Raw genomic sequence first — 17,413 nt, forward strand, 5'->3', positions numbered from 1 at the left:
CAGCAATTCGACCAGCGCGGGATCGGCCAGATGCGGTGCCGGTCCGACCGGCTCGGCGCGGCCGAGCAACCGGGCGGCCATCGCGAACCGTTCCAGGACGAGGTCGTCGAGCGGCCCCGGCGACCCGGCGCGCTCCAGCCACACCTGCCCCGCGGGATGCCGGCCGAGGTCCGCCGACGTGGGTTCGGCCGTCGCCTCACCGGCGCGCTCGCCGTCCGGCGTGAACCGCAGCTGCGTGCCGTCCCTCGTCAGCCCGGCCACGCAATCCGCCAGCACCGCGGTGGCGCGCACGAGATCGGAAAGGCGGGCCTGCCGGGCCACGAGTTCGTCGAAGTAGGCGATGACCCGGACCGCGGCTTCCGCGTCGGCGTCCACCGCGGACAGTCGCAGGAGCAGACCCTTCATCTCTTCAGATTAGCCCCGGCCAGCCTCGTCGCAGGTGGGCGAAAGCGGCGTCCAGCGCGGCGGGCGGATCCGGTTCGGTGCCCGCCAGATCGGGGATCTCCAGGACGTAGCGGGCCAGCAGACGCGCGGAGAACGCCTCCTCGCCCGCCTGCTCGGCGATCACCTCGGCCAGCGCGGCCTCGCAACCGGTCCACAGCGTCCTGGCGTAAGCACGCAAGGCCGGGGTGGCGACGACCAGATCCGCGACCCGGCGCGACAGCGGATCGGGCGCCGGGTCGAACGGACCGCGAGTCGCGAGGAAGTCGCGCAGCGCTTGCAGGATCGTGACGCCGTCGGCACGGTTCCGCACCGCGGCGGCCAAGGCCTCTTCGCGTTCGCCTCCGTGGCCGAGGACCAGCGCTTCCTTACCGCCCGGAAAGTGCGCGAACAGCGTCGACACCGCCGTATCCGCCGCGTCCGCGATCTCGGCGACGGTGACGTTGTCGAAACCCCGCTCCAAGAACAGGTCCCGCGCCGCCCCCGAGAGCGCCTGCCGGGTCGCCGCCTTCTTCCGCTCACGCCTGCCCGGCTCTGCCTGTGCCATGCGAGTCATGATACATCGAAGTCACTCCGAACTCAGAGTGAGTATATATTCGAAGTGACTTCGACTTTGAACAAGGGGCCATCATGTCGCACTGGGACGTCCACCACCCGCCTCGCGCCGAGGGCAAGACCTTCCTCGTCACCGGCGGCAACGCGGGGATCGGCTACTTCGTCGCCGAGCAACTGGCCGGGACCGGGGCCACCGTGCTCCTCGGCAGCCGGAACGCCGCCAAGGCCGAGGCGGCGATGAAGTCGATCCGGTCCCGAGTCTCGGACGCCCGGCTCGGTCATCTGGAACTCGACCTTTCCGATCTCGCGTCCATCGAGTCCTCTGTGGACACACTGGAGATCGAGCGGCTCGACGCGGTCGTCTGCAACGCGGGCGTCCTCCTGGAGGAACCGGCTCGACGCGAGACGCCCGAGGGGCACGAGTTGATGTTCGCCACCAACCATCTCGGGCATTTCGTCCTGGTCCACCGCTTGATGCCCCTGCTCGAGGCGGGCGGGCGTGTCGTCACGACCGGCAGTTTCGTGGGCAAGTCGGCCGAACTCGACCTCGACGACCTGCAGAGCGAGCGGGATTACCAGCCCAAACGCACCTACTCGCGATCGAAGCAGGCCCAGATGCTGTTCGCCTTCGAGCTCGACCGGCGGCTGCGCGCGACCGGGAGCAAGGCGATGAGCGTCGTCGACCATCCGGGCGGCGCCCTCGACTCCCTGACCCCGGCCAGGCCGGTGCACGAGACGCCGAGCGGACGGAAGTTCCCGGCGGGACTTCTCCTGCAGGGCAAGGAGGCCGGCGCCTGGCCCGCGGTCCGTGCGGTACTGGACCCGGCCGTGCGCGGTGGCGAGATGTTCGGGCCCAGGGTGTTCGGCCTGCGCGGTGAGCCCCGGCTCGAACCGGTCCGCGGCAGGCTGGCCGACGCCGATCTCGCCGCCCGGTTGTGGACGGCGAGCGCCGACCTGACCGGCGTCGGGATCAGGTCATGAATCCGGGCCCCGCGCCGTCACACGGCAGGACCCGGCAAAGTCGCACAACTGCCGAGCAGGTGGGGTCGTGAGTGGCGTTTCGGGTTCTAACCCGAAACGCCACTCACGACCCACCTGGCTCGGTAATCGACCTTGCCGGGACCTGCGTCACACGGTGACGTCGGTGGAATCGGGTTTCGACCTGCTGCCGGACCGGAGGCCCAGCAGCAGATCGATCACCAGGAACGCCAGCAGGCTGATCCCGAACAGCGGAATGAACCAGCCGACCGCCGCGGCGAGCACGAGGAGCCCGATCATCAACGCGGGCGGGACCTTCCGCCATTGCCCGCGCGCGATGGGACGGCCGAAGGTCAGCCCCGTGGCGCGGGTCGGCCTGCGCTTCCACCACATCCGGTAGCCGAGCACGACGAGCGTGACCAGCCCGGCGCCGAGCAGGAGCAACGCGATCTGGTTGGGCCAGCCGAAGAGCACACCCATATGCGCGTCGATCCCCCAGCGGGCGAGCTTCGCCATCAGCGGGTAGTCGTCGAAGCGGACCTCGCCGAGGATCTGCCCGGTGGTGCCGTCGACCGCGACGGCGTCGACCTGGGTGGGCCAGCCGCGTTCGACTTCCGCCACCTGCCAGGGAGATCCGGGTTTCGTGGGCAGTCCGATCTCCACCGAGGCCGCGTCGATTCCGGCGGCGCGGGCGGACGCCAGCATCGCGTCCACGCTTTCCGGCCGCGCGGGAGCGGGAGCGGCGGGTGCCTCCCCGTGCCCTGAATGCCCGGCGTGCTCGTCGGTCCCCGTCACCTTCAGCGCCGGTGTCGACCAGCCGAGGGATTCACGCAGGGAGGACACGTTCTCTCCCGCGTACGCCGACCACGTCAACCCTGTCGCGGAAAGGAACAACGCGCCGAGCAGCACCCACAGACCGACGGTTCCGTGTTTGCGGACCGATTTTCCGCGCGGGGACTCGGTTTTCGCGGCCTTCTCGTTCCGGCGGGTACGACGACGGCTCACCCACAGCACGAGACCACCGAGCGCGACCACCCACAGCCACGAGGCGGCCAGCTCGCTGTAGAGCCGCCCCGGTTCGCCGAGCAACAGGTTGCGGTGCAACTGATCGAGCGTCGTCCGGAGAGGCAAGGCGCCGCTCGAGCCGTACGCGACGAGATCACCGCGCACCTGTCCGGTGGCGGGGTCGACGAAGACCGCCCGGCGTTCCGACTCGCCGAGTCCTTCTTCGGCGAACAGCACCCGGGTCGTGTCGCCCGGTTCGGGCGCGGGACGGACGGCGACGAGGTCGGCGCCGGGTTTGGCGGCCTGCGCCGCCTTCACCTGATCGGCGAGGGAAACCTGGTTCAGGCCGACGGGGGCCCGCAACTGGTCGGAATAGACCCAGGACTCCATTTGCGGGGTCGCCGCGTACAGAACACCGGTGAGCGCGGCGATGAGGACGAAGGGGCCGACGAGGACGCCGGCGTAGAAATGCAGCCGGAGGAACAGCCCGCGCCAGGCGGAGGCGCGCGGTGGGCTCGTGGTCGGTTCGGTTTGCGTTGCCATGGGGGAACTCCTGAGGCGTCGGTGGGGAGGCGTGCGCCTGCGCCGCGCGCCGGAAGTGGTCACGGCGCACGTGCTGAGCCCTGCCGCGACACGGGTCTCGGCAGGGTTTCGGGGATCAGGCGAACGACACCGGCGGACCGCGCCTGGAGAGCACGTCACGCAGGAGCGCCTCGGTCGCGGGGTGCTCCACCGCGAGCGGGACGTGGATCCGCAGCGGCGCCGTCGCGGGCCGCGGCGTCAGGCGGCGCGGAAGGACCGCGGCGATCAGCTTCGTGAGGGCGAAGACCACGCGTTCGGCTCCGGACAGCACCGCGACGACCACGAGGGTGGCGATCGCGTGGCCGGCCGTCATGAGCAGGCCGTTGCCCGGGGCTTCGGTGTGATGGGAGTGCGCTTCCCAGACCAGAAAACCGAGCGACGCGTGCATCGCCAGTTGCCCGCCGGCCACGAGCCCGAGGATGGCGAGCGGACCGCGCTGGCGGCCCGCGAACGCGTACGCCACCCAGCTCAGCAGTGCGACGAGCAGCACGACGACACCCATGTCGGGGACGCGTCCGTTGGCGCCCAGATGGGCGCCGGTCGCGAGCGTCCCGGTCAGCAGGCCCACGGCCCCGCCGCGGAGACGCCGCGCCGGGCCTCCGGTCGGGGTCAGCATGCGCACGGGAGGCAGAGTAGAGCGCGGGAGGGCCCTGTGTCGCGCATCGAGGACGCCCGGGCCATACCGGGTACTACGGACTGGGATCGGCCGTGGATCACCGCGTTACCCGTTCGTTATCCTTCCTGCTCGCTCCCCGGTAGCGAACGGAAAGGTATCCGTCCTGGTCGAGGCCCACTTCGGCGTCCACTTCGAAGACCTCCCGCAGTGACGACGCGGTGAGGACGTCGCCGGCCGGGCCGTCCGCCACGAGCGTGCCGTCCCGCATCAAGACCAGACGATCGCAGTACCGCGCGGCGAGCGTGAGGTCGTGCAGGACGATCACGACGGTCTGCGAGGTCTCGGTGACGAGGTCCATGAGATCCAGCTGATGGCGGACGTCGAGGTGGTTGGTCGGCTCGTCGAGCAGCAACGCCCACGGACGTTGCGCCAGCGCCCGCGCGAGATGCGCACGCTGCCGTTCCCCGCCGGAGAGCTGTTTCCACGGCCGGTCGGCGAGCGGCCCGAGGTCGAGCCGGTCCAGCGCCGCCGCGACGATCGCCCGGTCCGTCGTGTCGGGCGCCCGCCAGCGGGAGCGGTACGCCGTGCGGCCGAGCATGGCGACGTCGGCGACGCGGAGGTCGCTGTCGGTCTCGGCGCTCTGCTCGACGAAAGCCGTGTGCCGCGCCCTGACTCCGGCCGGCCAGGTAGAGATGTCGACACCGTCGTAATGGACCTCGCCCGCCGTCGGGACGCGCAGTCCCGCGAGGCAGCGCAGCAGCGACGACTTGCCGGATCCGTTCGGTCCGATCACGCCGACGGTCTCCCCCGGCTCGACGACGAGATCCACGTCGCGCACGATCGCCTTGCCGGGCACACCCCAGCCGACCCCGCGGGCCTCGATCCTCACAGTTCTCCCCGTCTACGCAGCACCAGCAGGAACAACGGAACCCCGATCAACGCGGTGAACACCCCGACAGGCACCTCCAGCGGCGCGAACAGCACCCGCGCCACCGCGTCGGTCCAGACCAGGAACACGGCGCCGGCCACCGCCGAAAGCGGGAGCAGCAGCCGATGCGACGGCCCGGCCAGGAACCGCACGCCGTGCGGGACGATCAGGCCGACGAAGCCGATCGCACCGACGGCCGCCACCGCGACCGCGGTCAGCAGGGACGTCGTCACCAGCAGGACGGTTCGGGTCGTGCGGACGTCGATGCCCAGGGACGCGGCGGTGTCCGAGCCGAACGCGAACCCGTCCAGCGCGGCCGAGCACGACCAGATGACCAGCAGGCCGATCGCGGCGGCGAGCGCGCAGACGAAGACCGACTGCCAGCGGGCCGGTGCCATCGAGCCGAGCAGCCAGTGGGCCAGCGCGCGGGTGCTGTCCGCGTCGCCGGAGGACATGATCACCAGTGACGTCAGCGCCGCGAACAGTTCGGCGACCACGACGCCGGTCAGCACGATGCGCACCGAGTCGACACCCCGCCGCCGCAACAGAAGCATCAGCAGCCCGAACGACAGGAGCGCCCCGGCGAACGCACCACCGGTGACGCCGAGCTGCGAACCGGCGAACCCGAGCACCACCACGACGACCGCGCCGGTGGACGCGCCCGAAGAGACGCCCAGCAGATAGGGGTCGGCGAGCGCGTTGCGGGTGACGCTCTGCAGGGCCGCGCCGCAGACCGCGAGGATCGCGCCGACCAGTGCCGCCAGCAGGACCCGCGGCACACGCAGATCCCAGATCAGCGAATCCGCCAGCCTCGGCAGCGGTTGGACCGGAAGGCCGAGCCGCGTCCCGGCGGCCCGGCCGAGTTCCGCCCAGCCGATCCCGCCGCCCTGCCCGACGCGCGTCGCGACGACGAGCGAAACGACCAGCAGGAGCAGCCAGACCGCGATCAGCAGCCCGCGGCGCCGGACCGGTTCCGCCGCCGGACGTGCCTCGACGACCGGTTCGGCAGCGGGGTCGAACGCGGGGTCGAGCAGCGCCGGGTCAGCCATGGCCGAGGGCGGCGAGCCCGGAACCGAAGGCGCGCAACGCGTTGACCGTGCGCACGGAGGCGTCGAGTTCGATCCCCGGCAGCTTGATGATCTTGCCGTCGCGCACCGCGGGTAGCTGCCCGAGCACCGGATGCGCCCGCATCATCGCGAGCTTCTCGTCCGCGGTGTCACCGGGATTCCCGCGTTCGGACAGGTCGCCGATCACGATGACGTCGGGCGCGCGGCCGGCGATCGCCTCCCACGAGACCTCGGGCCATTCCTGGTCGATGTCGTCGAAAACGTTGGTCACGCCGGAAATCCGGCTCATCTCACTCGGCATCCCGGTGCGTCCGGCGACGTACGGGACGTCTTTGAACACCGAGTAGACCCAAGCGACTTTGAGGCCCTGCGGTCGTTTCGCCGCCGCCTGGCGTGCCTCGGCCAGAACGGCGCGCTGCATCTTGGCGAGTTCGCTCGCGCGGTCGGCGACGCCGAGGACCTTGCCCAGGTTCTCATAGTCCCGGAACAGCCTCTCGAACGCCTCGGTGGCGCCGTCCGGGCAGTTGACCGCGCTGACGTAGGTGGGGACGCCGAGGGCTTCCAGCTCGTCGCGGGTGCCAGCCCGGTCGGCGGTGAAGAGTTCCTTGAACGACGCCGTCACGAAGTCGGGATTCGCCGCGCGCAACGGCTCGGCGGTCAGGACCTTGGGCGACAGCACCGGGATCTTCGCGTACTCGGCGGCGTACTCCGGCGACACCTTGGTCTTCAGGTTGGCCGTGCCCGCCAGTTTGCCGCCCGCCCCCAGGGCCAGCAGCGTCTCGGTCGACGACTGGTCCAACGCGACGACGCGCTGCGGCGCGGCGGCGAACGCCGACCGCTTACCGCAACTCTCGATCGCGCCCGGTGCGGCGGCGGCCGGCGCCCCCTGATCGGATGTGCCGGTGGCGCAGCCCGCGACCAGCGCCATGACGACGGACGCGGTCGCCAGCCGTACGGGAAATGCCATGGATCCTCCAGCCCTCACAGTGTCACCCGATAGAGTTACCGATAACGATTACCGATTTCAAGTGAGTTGAGGTGCGAACCCAGTGACCGACGACACCGTCCCGGTGTTCCGCAGCCTGCCCTTCGTGCGACTCTGGACCGGGAACACCGCGTCCGGGCTGGCGACATGGGCACTGCCGTTCATCCTCGGGCTGGCCGTGCTCGAACGATCGCTCTCGGCCGTCGAACTGGGCGTCGTCCTGGCCGCGCGCACCGCGGGTTTCCTGGTGGCCGTACCGGTGGCCGGGGTGCTCGCGGACCGGCACTCACGACGTCGCGTGGTGCTCTGGGCGGGTCTCATCGCGGGTCTCGCCACGCCGCTCATCGCCTTCGGGATGGGCCGGTCGGTGCTGCTGATGGCCGTCGCGTCCGCCGTCGTCGGGGTCGGACAGGGGGCGTGCCGCCCGGCGTTCCAGGCGCTGACCGCGGAGGTGATCGCCGAAGACCGGCGCCAGCAGGCCAACGCCGCGATGACCCTCGCGGTGCGGGTCACGACACTGGTCGCTCCCGGCCTGACGGCGTTGCTCGCCGTCGTCGCCTCGACGTCCGTCCTCGTCATCGGCACCGGGGTCTTGTGGGTGGGCGCGGCACTGATCCCGCCACGAGGCACCTTCACGCCGACCCGGTCCGCCACCAAGACCCACTTCTTCCGCGAGTTCGCCGACGGGCTCCGGGAAGCTCGCCGTCACCCGTGGTTCCTGGCGGGCCTGGGCGCTCTGACCGCCGTGATCGCCACCGGCTACTCGGCCACCGGCGTCGTACTGCCACTGGTCAGCCGCGATCGCTACGACACCGAAGCCGTCCTCGCGGGCGGGCTGACCGCGTACACGCTCGGCGCGCTCGCGGGCGCCGTCGTCATTTCACGCTGGCGGCCACGACGGCAGGGCTGGGCCGCGCTGATCGGCCTGGGCTGCTACGGATTCGCGCCACTGAGCCTGCTGTTCCCGGTGCACCCGGCTTTCGTCATCGCCGCCTACGCCGTCGCGGGGCTGGGCATCGAACTGTTCAACGTCCCGTGGTTCACCGCGACCCAGCGGGAGGTCGAGCCGGACAAGCTCGCGCGAGTGTCCTCTTTGGACTTCCTGTTCTCGTACGGCCTGGCTCCGGCGGGACTCGCGCTCATCGCTCCCGCGATCGCCCAGTTCGGGGCAGTGCCGGTACTGGCGGCATGCGCCGTGATCTGCTTCGCCGCACCCGCGGCCGCCGCCCTGGTCCCGTCCTCACGCGACTTCCGGGTCACACGCGTTTAGCCCTCTGAACGCGCCGCCGGAGTTCAGGCCATAGCGAGGATCTCCAGCAACACTTCGGCGACGTCATCGTCGGATACCTCTGCGGCCGCGGTCACCGCAGTGGTCGCCCCGGGGCCGGAGAGCCACGCTTCCACCGTGGCCGCGGCAGCGGTGGGCCACCCGGGCACCCACAGCCGGCGCCGGGGCTCCAGCCACCCGTAGCACTGCCGCATGAACTCCAGCAGACGAGTCGCCCCGGCGTGTTCCGTGAGCGCGGCCTCCCACTCCGTCAGATACGGACCGAGATCCTCCCCCAGTTCGGCGATCGCGCCCAGCACCGGTTCCGCTTCGACGTCGGGGGAAGCCAACGTGCGGCGCCATAACGCGTGCGCGAGCCCGGACACGGCGTCCCGCTCGGCGGCGGGCCAGTCCCGCAGGCCCGCCGAGGCGACCCGCCGCAGGACGAAGTCCAGGTCGCACAGGAGAAAACCTTCGGTCACGGCGATATGCAGAATGCGCGGAAGGAAGTAGCGGTAGTCGTCCACCGTCCCGGCGTCGACAGGCGCGCCGGCCACGTAGCCGCGGAGCGCGTCCACGGGGATCTCCCGAACCGGCCCGGGCGCCAGCATCCGCTTGATCTCGGCGTCGGGCACGCAGTGTGAGCAGTGATCGATCCTCTTCGGACGGCGCTCGCTCGCGAAGACGGCGTACAGCCGGTCGACGGCGTCTTCCAGCGAAGTGGGCATGCGGAGATCATGCCGCAAACCCCGATCGCCACCCATGACAGCTGATGTCTAGGTTTTGCGCTCGATTGCGGTAAAGTTTCACTCATGACGCGTCGTCTTGCCGAAGTCGCCCGCACGGTCGGGGTCAGCGAAGCCACGGTCAGCCGGGTCCTCAACGGCCGGTCCGGGGTGTCCGCGAGCACCAGGGCCGCCGTCCTCACCGCGCTGGACGTGATGGGCTACGAACGGCCGACCCAGTTGCGCGGCGACCGCGCCCGCCTGGTCGGCCTGGTCCTGCCCGAGCTGCAGAATCCCATCTTCCCCGCCCTGGCCGAGATCATGGGCAACGCCCTCGCCCAGCAGGGTTTCACCCCGGTGCTGTGCACCCGCACCGCGGGCGGGGTGTCCGAAGCGGAGTACGTCGAACTGCTGCTGCAACAACAGGTTTCCGGTGTCGTGTTCGCCGGCGGGCTGTACGCGCAGGCCGACGCGGTGCACTCCCACTACCACCACCTCGCCGAACGTCGCCTGCCGACGGTGCTGATCAACGCCGCCGTCGACCACCTCGGGCTGCCGCAGATCTCCTGCGACGACGCGGTGGCCGTGGAGCAGGTCGTCGGCCATCTGAGTTCGCTCGGGCACGAGAAGATCGGACTCGTCCTCGGCCCGACGGACCACGTGCCTTCACAGCGCAAACTCGAGGCTTTCCGTGCCTACGCCGGAAAACTCGGACTCCCGGTGCTCGACGAACTGGTCGAGCACGGCATGTTCTCCATCGAGGGCGGACACGCGGCGGCGGCCCGGCTGTACCCACGCGGCGCCACGGCCGTTCTGTGCGCGAGTGACCTGCTGGCCCTCGGCGCGATCCGCGCCGCGCGACGGCAGGGACTCTCGGTGCCCGACGACATCTCGGTGGTCGGCTACGACGATTCCGCGCTGATGAACTGCATCGACCCGCCCCTGACCACCACCCGCCAGCCGATCGAGGCGATGGGCCGCGCCGTGGTGGAACTGCTGGTCAAGCGCATAAACGGGGGCGAGGTGGCGGCCGAGGAACTGCTGTTCGCGCCCGAACTCGTCGTCCGGGGCTCCACCGCCCGCCGGTAACCCGGCTTTCCGCAACCAGGCACCTTCTCGCTCAGGGCGTGTGCGAGAAGGTGCCTGGTTTGCGTTCGGCGTTCGTCATTGTCGGTAAGTTGCAAGTTCTCATCCAGTTATTGCGTCAATCTGGTCTTCACTTTAGAGTGACCGCAATCACGTGACAGCCGTCGCGATCCCGAGATGAGGCTTGAAGATGAGCAGCACTTGGTCCCCACCCGTGCGCCGCCGGATGTTCTGCCTGCTCCTTGCGGGTGGGCTCACTCTGGGGGTGGCCGCTTGCGGTTCCGGCACCGGCGACACCGGCGCCGGAGGCAAGGTCAAGATCACCGTCACCGGCCAGCCGCCGACCAGCCAGCCGTTCGAGCGCGGCGTGTTCGACGCCGATGTCAAGGAGTTCGAGGAGTCCCATCCGGACATCGACATCGAGCCGCACGAAGGGTTCATGGACCCGAAGACCTTCTCCGCCAAACTCGCCAGCGGGCAGCTGGAAGACGTCTACTACGTCTACTTCACCGACCCCGCGCAGATCATCGCGCGCCGTCAGGCGGCCGACATCACCGAAGCGGCCAAAGGCTTGAAGAACGTCAACGACATCAAGCCGGAGCTGCTGGACAACTTCCGCGACTCCAGCGGCAAGCTGTACGGCCTGCCGACGATGAACTACAGCATGGGCCTGCTCTACAGCCGCCCGCTGTTCCAGAAGGCCGGGCTCGACCCGAACAAGCCGCCGTCGACCTGGGACGAGGTCCGCGAGGCCGCGAAGAAGATCGCCGCGCTGGGCAACGGCACCGTCGGGTACGCCGACTACAGCAAGAACAACCAGGGCGGCTGGCATCTCACCGGCTGGCTCTACTCGATGGGCAGCGAGGTCGCCCGCAAGGACGGCGACAAGTGGGTCGCCGCGTTCAACAACGACAAGGCCAAGGCCGCCCTGAACCAGCTGCGCGCCATGCGGTGGGACGACGACACCATGGGCGCCAAGCAACTTCTCGAAGCACAGGACGTCCAGCGCATGATGGGCGCCGGCCAGCTCGGCATGTACATGGCCGCTCCGGACAACGTGCTGGTGCTGGTCAAGCAGTTCAACGGCAAATACGAGGACTACGGCGTCGCCGGGATGCCGGGCGGGCAGGGCACGCTGCTCGGCGGCGAGGGCTACATGATCAACCCCAAGGCCACGCCGGAGAAGATCAAGGCGGGCCTCGAATGGGTCCGGTGGAAGTACCTCAACCCGGAGCGGTTCGAGAAGCACGTCCAGCAGTACGTCGACGGCAAGCAGCCGGTCGGGCTGCCGGCCGAGCCGACGCCGGACATCTGGCAGGGCGCCGTACGCGATCAGCAGCTCGCGCTCAAGGCCAAGCACGCCAACGTCCCGGCCGAGAACTTCAAGTCCTATGTGGACGCCAGCTCCAGCATCAAGGGCAGCATCGAACCGCCGAACGCGCAGCAGGTCTACGCGATCCTCGACAGCGTGATGCAGGCGGTGCTCACCGATCGGAACGTGAACATCGATCAGCAGCTTTCGTCGGCCGAGTCGAAGGTCAACAGTGTCCTCGCCCAAGTCAAGTAGCGTCCTCGACTGGCCCGCGACCTCGTCGTCGCGGGCCGGTCGCCCGGTCGCGTCCGCGGCCGAACGCCGCCGGATCCGGTTGCGCCGCAAGCTCAAGGAGAACCTCACCGCGTACGGCCTGTTGTGCGCCGCGCTCGTGGTCTTCGCCCTGTTCTCCTGGTACCCGATCGTGCGCGGGGTACTGCTGAGCTTCCAGCAGGTCGACTTCGTCAACCCGGCCACGTGGGTCGGCTTCGACAACTTCACCCGGCTCTTCGACGACCCACTGTTCGGCGTCGCCTGGCGCAACACCCTGCTGTTCACCGGACTGGCGTTGGTCTTCGGCTTCGTGGTCCCGTTCCTGACCGCGGTGCTGCTCAACGAACTCAGGCACGCCAAGGCGTTCTTCCGGCTCGCCGTCTACCTGCCGGTGATGTTGCCACCGGTGGTCACCGCCCTGATGTGGAAGTGGTTCTACGACCCAGGTTCCGGCCTGTTCAACTCGGCGCTCGGCGCGGTCGGCCTGTCCGGCGGGCAATGGCTCGACTCCAGTGACACCTCGATGCTCTCGCTCGTCTTCGTGTCCACGTGGGCGAACATGGGGAGCACGACGCTGATCTACCTGGCGGCTCTCGGCACGATCCCCGGCGAGCTCTACGAAGCCGCGGAACTCGACGGCGCCGGGCTGTGGAAACGCCTGATCCACGTCACCCTGCCGCAGACCCGCTTCGTGCTGCTGGTGCTCCTGCTGCTGCAGGTCGTCGCGACCATGCAGGTGTTCACCGAGCCGTACGTGATGACCGGCGGCGGACCGGACGACTCCACCGTCACCGTGCTCCTGCTGCTGTACCGCTACGCCTTCGTCTACAACGACTTCGGTTCGGCCAGCGCGCTGAGCCTGCTGTTGTTCGTCGCGCTCGGTGTGTTCTCCGCGCTGTACGTGCGCCTGACCAGGAAGGCGGATCAGTCATGAGGACGCTGGTCTCCCCCGGCGCGCTCCGCAGCCGCCGCGGCAGGATCGGGTACGCCGTCGTCTTCGGCTGCACGCTGCTGCTGTTCATCCTCGCGTTCCTGTTCCCGCTGTACTGGGCCGTGACGGGTGCGATGAAGTCGCCGCAGGAACTGGCGCGGACACCGGCGACGTTCATCCCGGCCGAATGGCATCCGGAGACCTTCGCCGATGCCTGGGATCAGCTGAGTCTCGGCAAGTACTTCCTCAACACGATCATCGTCGCCGGGGGTGCTTGGCTGGCCCAGCTGGCCATCGACGTTCCCGCGGCGTTCGCGTTGTCGAAGCTGCGGCCGAAGTTCGGCAACGTCGTCCTGGGGCTGATGCTGGCGACACTGATGTTGCCGGCGGCCGCGCTGCTGGTGCCGACCTACGTGACGATCACCGATCTGCCGCTCCTGCACGTCAACCTGATCAACTCACCGGCGGCGGTCTGGCTGCCCGCCGCCGCCAACGCGTTCAACATCTATCTGCTGAAACGGTTCTTCGACCAGATCCCGGACGAGCTGCTCGAAGCCGCGCGGCTCGACGGCGCCGGGCCGGTGCGCACGCTGTGGCGGATCATCCTGCCGATCTCGCGGCCGATCCTCGCCGTGGTCTCGATCCTCGCGGTGGTGGCCGCGTGGAAGGACTTCATCTGGCCGCTGCTGGTGTTCCCGGACACCGAAAAGCAGACGCTTTCGGTGATGCTGCAACGCGTGGCCATCGACATGCCGCTGAACGTGCTCGTCGCCGGCATGGTGCTGGCCAGCCTGCCGATGGTGGCGCTGTTCCTGGCGTTCCAGCGGCACATCCTCGCCGGGCTCACCGCCGGCGGAGTCAAAGGCTGAATCTCGCCGCATTCGGGGTTTCCACAACGATTGAGGAGGACACTTCGTGACCGCATTGGGGCAGTCCGCCGGATGGTGGCGGAGCGCGGCGATCTACCAGGTCTACATCCGCAGTTTCGCCGACGGGAACGGCGACGGCGTCGGCGATCTCGCCGGGGTCCGCGCGCGGCTGGACTACCTGGCGGAACTGGGGATCGACGCGATCTGGTTCACCCCGTGGTATCCGTCGCCGATGGACGACGGCGGCTACGACGTCGCCGACTTCCGGGAGATCGACCCGCTCTTCGGCACACTCGCCGAGGCGGAGGACCTGATCACCGCCGCCCACGCGCGCGGCATCCGCGTGATCATCGACATCGTGCCGAACCACTGCTCCGACGAGCACCGCTGGTTCCAGGAGGCGCTGGCGGCCGAACCGGGATCGCCCGAGCGGCGACGGTTCTGGTTCCGCCCCGGCCGCGGACCGGACGGCTCCGAGCCGCCGAACAACTGGAAGTCGCGTTTCGGTGGTTCCGCCTGGACGCGGGTGCCCGACGGCGAGTGGTACCTGCACCTCTACAGCTCGCGGCAGCCGGACTTCAACTGGGACAACCAGGACATCCGCGCGGATTTCGAGGACGTGCTGCGGTTCTGGTTCGACCGCGGTGTCGACGGGTTCCGGATCGACGTCGCCGACGGGCTGGTCAAGGACCCGAGGCTGCCCGACGTCGACCCTGGCGACGAGACCCCGTTCTCGGATCAGGAGGGGCTGCACGAGATCTACCGGTCGTGGCGCAAGATCGCCGACAGCTACCCGGGAGACCGGGTCCTGGTCGGCGAGATGTGGCTGCCGGACATGTCCCGCGCCGCCCGTTATCTCCGTCGCGACGAACTGCACGCGGCGTTCAACTTCGACTTCCTGGTGTGCCCGTGGGATTTCTCGCGGTTCCGGGATGTCATCGAGCGGACGCTGACGGCGCACAAGGAGGTCGACGCTCCCGCGGCCTGGGTACTGTCGAACCACGACGTCACCAGGCATGTCACCCGCTACGGCCGTGAGGGCGACACCGGCTTCGCGTTCGCGGACCGGCTGCACGGAACGCCGGTGGATCGCGAACTAGGCACCCGCCGGGCACGGGCGGCGGCGCTGCTGACCCTCGCGCTGCCCGGTGGTCTGTACGTCTACCAGGGCGAAGAGCTCGGCCTGTGGGAGATCGAGGACATCCCGGACGGGCTCCGGCAGGACCCCGTGTGGGCGCGGACGAACGGTGCCGACCCCGGTCGCGACGGCTGCCGGGTGCCGCTCCCCTGGTCCGGCGACGCCCCGCCGTTCGGCTTCGGCGCGGGCGGGACCTGGCTGCCCCAGCCCGCGGAGTGGCGCTCCAGCACGGCGGAGGCGCAGGCGGCCGATCCGGCGTCGATGCTCCGGCTGTACCGCGAGGGCCTGCGCCTGCGAGGCGACCATCCCGCGCTCGGCCCGGGTGAGTTGGAGTGGCTTTCGCTCGGTGACGGCGTTCTCGCGTTCACCCGGGAGCCGGGGTTCACCTTCGTGCTGAACTTCTCGGCGTCGCCGGTCTCCTTGCCACCGCACAGTGAAGTGCTGCTGGCCAGTGGCCCGCTCGACGGCGATCTGCCGACGGATACGGCGGTATGGCTGCGCGCCTGATCACCGCGGGGTCGTGACCCGGGCGATCCGGTGGTGCATCCGTGCGCGACCGGCCGGGTCACGCCAGCGGAGGTGTCTGTCGAGCACCTCACGGAGTACGCCGTCGAGGACCAAGCCATGCGTGGACGCCTCGACGCAGGGATGGCCGCGGAGCCAGTCGAACAGCTCCGTAGGCCGTCCTCCCGGCAGCACCGCGCGGAGGAGTTCTTCGGTGGTGTGACGGGCCTGCGCGCAGACGTACAGCGCCCACCGATGTGCCTCCGACGGCGGGTTTCCCGCCAGGTGCGTGTACACGGTGTCGATCACGTAGCGTGCGGCGTCGTCTCGCGGCGACCTGCTGACCTCCGCGGCCAGTGACAAGGCGAACGGATTGCCCGCCGCGAAGTCCACAATGGACTTCATGAGGCCGGGATCGGTCCTGCGTGCTTCGAGCAGCGCCACGGACTCGTTGGTGCTCAAGGGTTCGAGCCGGCGGTGCCTGATCTTCCCCGACCATTCCGGATCGACGAGCCAGGTGGCGTCGGGTCCGGTCCGGCTCGCGATCACCACGATCCCGGCCTCGGGCGAACGACGGAGAAGGTACGGATCGGTGAAGTCGTCGAGCAGCAGGACGGTCTTACCCGACGTTTCGGCGTCCTCGGCCAACTTCCGCAGCAGCGTCGTCTTCCCGATCCCGGGCGGGCCGCTGAAGAACAGCACTTCGACGCCATCAGGATCCCTCGCGAGCAGACTCCGGAACTCGGCGCGCTCGCGTTCCCGCCCGACGAACAGCGCGTCCGGCTTCAGGGCGACGGGCGCCTGTTCGTCTTCGGCGCGGAGGACCTTCTCGTGGATCGCCCGCAGTTTCGGCCCCGGCAGGACGCCGAGTTCCTCGTCGAAGAGGGCGTGGACCGTCCGGTAGAGCTCAAGCGCCTCCGCCCGCCTCCCACTGCGCTGGAGGGCGAGCAGGTAGATCTCGTAAAGCGGTTCTTCGAGGCGGTTTCGCTCGATGAGCAGAGGCAGCTCGGCGACCACTTCGGCGTGTTCCCCGAGCTCCAGCCTCAGCCGGAGCAGTTCCTGGGTAGCGGTCAGCCTCAGTCGTTCCAGACGTGAGCGCTCGTGTTCGGCGGCCTCGCCGGGGACGCCGGCCAATGCGGTGCCTGTCCAGAGACCGAGCGCCCTCTCCAGCAGTTTCGCCGCCATTGCCGCGGTGCGACTCTGGCGGGCGCTTTCGACCAGCCGGGCGAATTCCGTGGCGTCCACTTCGAACGATTCGGGCTCCAGTTTGTAGCCGCCGGACTGGGAGATGATCGCCGATCCCAGGCCCTGCAATGAAAGAAGCCGCCGGAGGCGGGAGATGTAGGTGCGGATGACGGCCTCGCCGGTGGCGGGCGCCCGCTCACCCCAGAGGCCATCGATCAGCTCGCTGGTCCGGACGAAACTGCCGGCGTTGGCCAGCAACGACGTCAGGACGGCCTGCTGCTGCGGCGAGCCGAGATCCAGCCGGGTGCCGCCACTCGTGAAGCCGGGCGGGCCGAGCACGGTGAAGCGGTACCGGACTTCGTGCGGCGCGAGGGACATGACCGGAAGGTAGGTCGGCCGGGACGGCGGCCGCGACCGTCGGATGACGTCAGTCGCGTACGTCGCCCAGGGGCGACGTACGTAAGTGACGTCATGCGACAGTCGCCGCCGCGGCCGGTCGGTTTCTAGGTTTGCGACATGTCTGAAACCACGTATACCGCCGTCGCCACTTCGACCGCGGAGGGCCGCAACGGAGGCCGCGCCACCTCCGACGACGGCGTGCTCGACGTCAGCCTCGCCGTGCCGAAGGCCTTCGGCGGTGCCGGCAACGGCACGAACCCCGAGCAGCTGTTCGCCGCCGGCTGGGCGTCCTGCTTCGTCGGCGCCGTCCGCCGCGTCGCGGGTGTGAAGAAGGTGCCGCTGAACGACCTCGCCGTCGTCGCCGAGGTGACCCTGCACCACGACACCGACGCCGGTGAGTTCCACCTGAGCGCCGTCCTGCACCTGGAGGCGTCCGGCATCGATCAGGCCACCGCCGACGAACTGGTCCAGGGCGCGCACCAGGTGTGCCCCTACTCGAAGGCGACGAGGGGGAACATCGAGGTCAAGCTGGACGCGACCGTCGCGTGACCGTCGGGGTCGTGAGTG

The 17,413-nt window shown here is 69.5% G+C and carries 15 protein-coding genes and 2 pseudogenes; 8 read left to right on the top strand and 9 right to left on the bottom strand.

Going from position 1 to position 17,413, the window contains the following annotated elements; all coding sequences use genetic code 11:
* A pseudogene (locus H5J31_RS23860) lies at positions 1-405 on the bottom strand (PucR family transcriptional regulator); the annotation flags it as partial.
* 4 nt (positions 406-409) lie between these two features.
* Positions 410-988 (bottom strand): TetR/AcrR family transcriptional regulator, encoded by a 579-nt coding sequence (locus H5J31_RS23865; protein ID WP_181774867.1) that lies wholly within the window; start codon positions 986-988, stop codon positions 410-412.
* Between the two features lie 83 nt (positions 989-1,071).
* Between H5J31_RS23865 and H5J31_RS23870 the strand changes: the two genes are divergently transcribed.
* The gene (locus tag H5J31_RS23870; protein ID WP_181774868.1) at positions 1,072-1,977 is read left to right on the top strand and encodes an SDR family NAD(P)-dependent oxidoreductase; all 906 of its coding nucleotides are present in this window, start codon (positions 1,072-1,074) and stop codon (positions 1,975-1,977) included.
* 147 nt (positions 1,978-2,124) lie between these two features.
* Here the strand turns inward: H5J31_RS23870 and H5J31_RS23875 are convergent, their stop codons facing one another.
* From H5J31_RS23875 to H5J31_RS23895, 5 genes and pseudogenes are all read right to left on the bottom strand, one after another.
* On the bottom strand, positions 2,125-3,522 hold the full coding sequence (locus H5J31_RS23875) for a PepSY-associated TM helix domain-containing protein (protein WP_181774869.1): 1,398 nt from the start codon (positions 3,520-3,522) through the stop codon (positions 2,125-2,127).
* A gap of 115 nt (positions 3,523-3,637) precedes the next feature.
* Positions 3,638-4,177, bottom strand: a complete 540-nt coding sequence (locus tag H5J31_RS23880; protein WP_207898630.1) for a hypothetical protein — start codon at positions 4,175-4,177, stop codon at positions 3,638-3,640.
* Between the two features lie 373 nt (positions 4,178-4,550).
* Positions 4,551-5,066 (bottom strand): annotated as a pseudogene (locus H5J31_RS23885) (ABC transporter ATP-binding protein); the annotation flags it as partial.
* Positions 5,063-6,154 carry a FecCD family ABC transporter permease gene (locus tag H5J31_RS23890; RefSeq protein WP_181774871.1) on the bottom strand — a complete coding sequence of 364 codons (1,092 nt, stop codon included), beginning with the start codon at positions 6,152-6,154 and terminating at the stop codon, positions 5,063-5,065. The gene H5J31_RS23890 and the pseudogene H5J31_RS23885, both read right to left, overlap by 4 nt.
* A complete protein-coding gene (locus H5J31_RS23895) occupies positions 6,147-7,139 on the bottom strand; it encodes a helical backbone metal receptor (protein WP_181774872.1) in 993 nt (330 codons plus the stop codon). Before H5J31_RS23895 ends, H5J31_RS23890 begins: the two co-directional genes overlap by 8 nt.
* Before the next feature lie 103 nt (positions 7,140-7,242).
* Here H5J31_RS23895 and H5J31_RS23900 point away from each other — a divergent pair, with 103 nt between their 5' ends.
* Positions 7,243-8,427 (top strand): MFS transporter, encoded by a 1,185-nt coding sequence (locus H5J31_RS23900; protein WP_181774918.1) that lies wholly within the window; start codon positions 7,243-7,245, stop codon positions 8,425-8,427.
* 23 nt (positions 8,428-8,450) lie between these two features.
* Here the strand turns inward: H5J31_RS23900 and H5J31_RS23905 are convergent, their stop codons facing one another.
* The gene (locus H5J31_RS23905) at positions 8,451-9,152 is read right to left on the bottom strand and encodes a hypothetical protein (protein ID WP_181774873.1); all 702 of its coding nucleotides are present in this window, start codon (positions 9,150-9,152) and stop codon (positions 8,451-8,453) included.
* An 84-nt stretch (positions 9,153-9,236) separates the two neighbouring features.
* Between H5J31_RS23905 and H5J31_RS23910 the strand changes: the two genes are divergently transcribed.
* The 5 genes from H5J31_RS23910 (at position 9,237) to H5J31_RS23930 (ending at position 15,265) form a co-directional block, all read left to right on the top strand.
* Complete coding sequence (locus H5J31_RS23910; RefSeq protein ID WP_181774874.1) at positions 9,237-10,238, top strand: LacI family DNA-binding transcriptional regulator; 1,002 nt, start codon at positions 9,237-9,239, stop codon at positions 10,236-10,238.
* Between the two features lie 187 nt (positions 10,239-10,425).
* On the top strand, positions 10,426-11,802 hold the full coding sequence (locus H5J31_RS23915) for an ABC transporter substrate-binding protein (protein ID WP_181774875.1): 1,377 nt from the start codon (positions 10,426-10,428) through the stop codon (positions 11,800-11,802).
* A complete protein-coding gene (locus tag H5J31_RS23920) occupies positions 11,780-12,754 on the top strand; it encodes a carbohydrate ABC transporter permease (protein ID WP_181774876.1) in 975 nt (324 codons plus the stop codon). The genes H5J31_RS23915 and H5J31_RS23920 overlap by 23 nt, the downstream gene beginning before the upstream one ends.
* Positions 12,751-13,620: a carbohydrate ABC transporter permease gene (locus H5J31_RS23925; protein WP_181774877.1), complete on the top strand. Its 870-nt coding sequence runs from the start codon at positions 12,751-12,753 to the stop codon at positions 13,618-13,620. The genes H5J31_RS23920 and H5J31_RS23925 overlap by 4 nt, the downstream gene beginning before the upstream one ends.
* A 46-nt stretch (positions 13,621-13,666) precedes the next feature.
* Positions 13,667-15,265 carry a glycoside hydrolase family 13 protein gene (locus tag H5J31_RS23930; protein ID WP_181774878.1) on the top strand — a complete coding sequence of 533 codons (1,599 nt, stop codon included), beginning with the start codon at positions 13,667-13,669 and terminating at the stop codon, positions 15,263-15,265.
* Here H5J31_RS23930 and H5J31_RS23935 read toward each other — a convergent pair whose 3' ends face one another.
* Positions 15,266-16,825, bottom strand: a complete 1,560-nt coding sequence (locus H5J31_RS23935) for a BTAD domain-containing putative transcriptional regulator (RefSeq protein ID WP_181774879.1) — start codon at positions 16,823-16,825, stop codon at positions 15,266-15,268. It lies immediately after the preceding gene.
* 138 nt (positions 16,826-16,963) lie between these two features.
* Here H5J31_RS23935 and H5J31_RS23940 point away from each other — a divergent pair, with 138 nt between their 5' ends.
* Positions 16,964-17,395 (top strand): organic hydroperoxide resistance protein, encoded by a 432-nt coding sequence (locus H5J31_RS23940; protein WP_181774880.1) that lies wholly within the window; start codon positions 16,964-16,966, stop codon positions 17,393-17,395.
* The last annotated feature ends 18 nt before the right edge of the window (positions 17,396-17,413 follow it).

The sequence above is a fragment of the Amycolatopsis pittospori genome, from assembly GCF_013870525.1.
In the GTDB taxonomy this organism is placed as follows: Bacteria; Actinomycetota; Actinomycetes; order Mycobacteriales; family Pseudonocardiaceae; genus Amycolatopsis; species Amycolatopsis pittospori.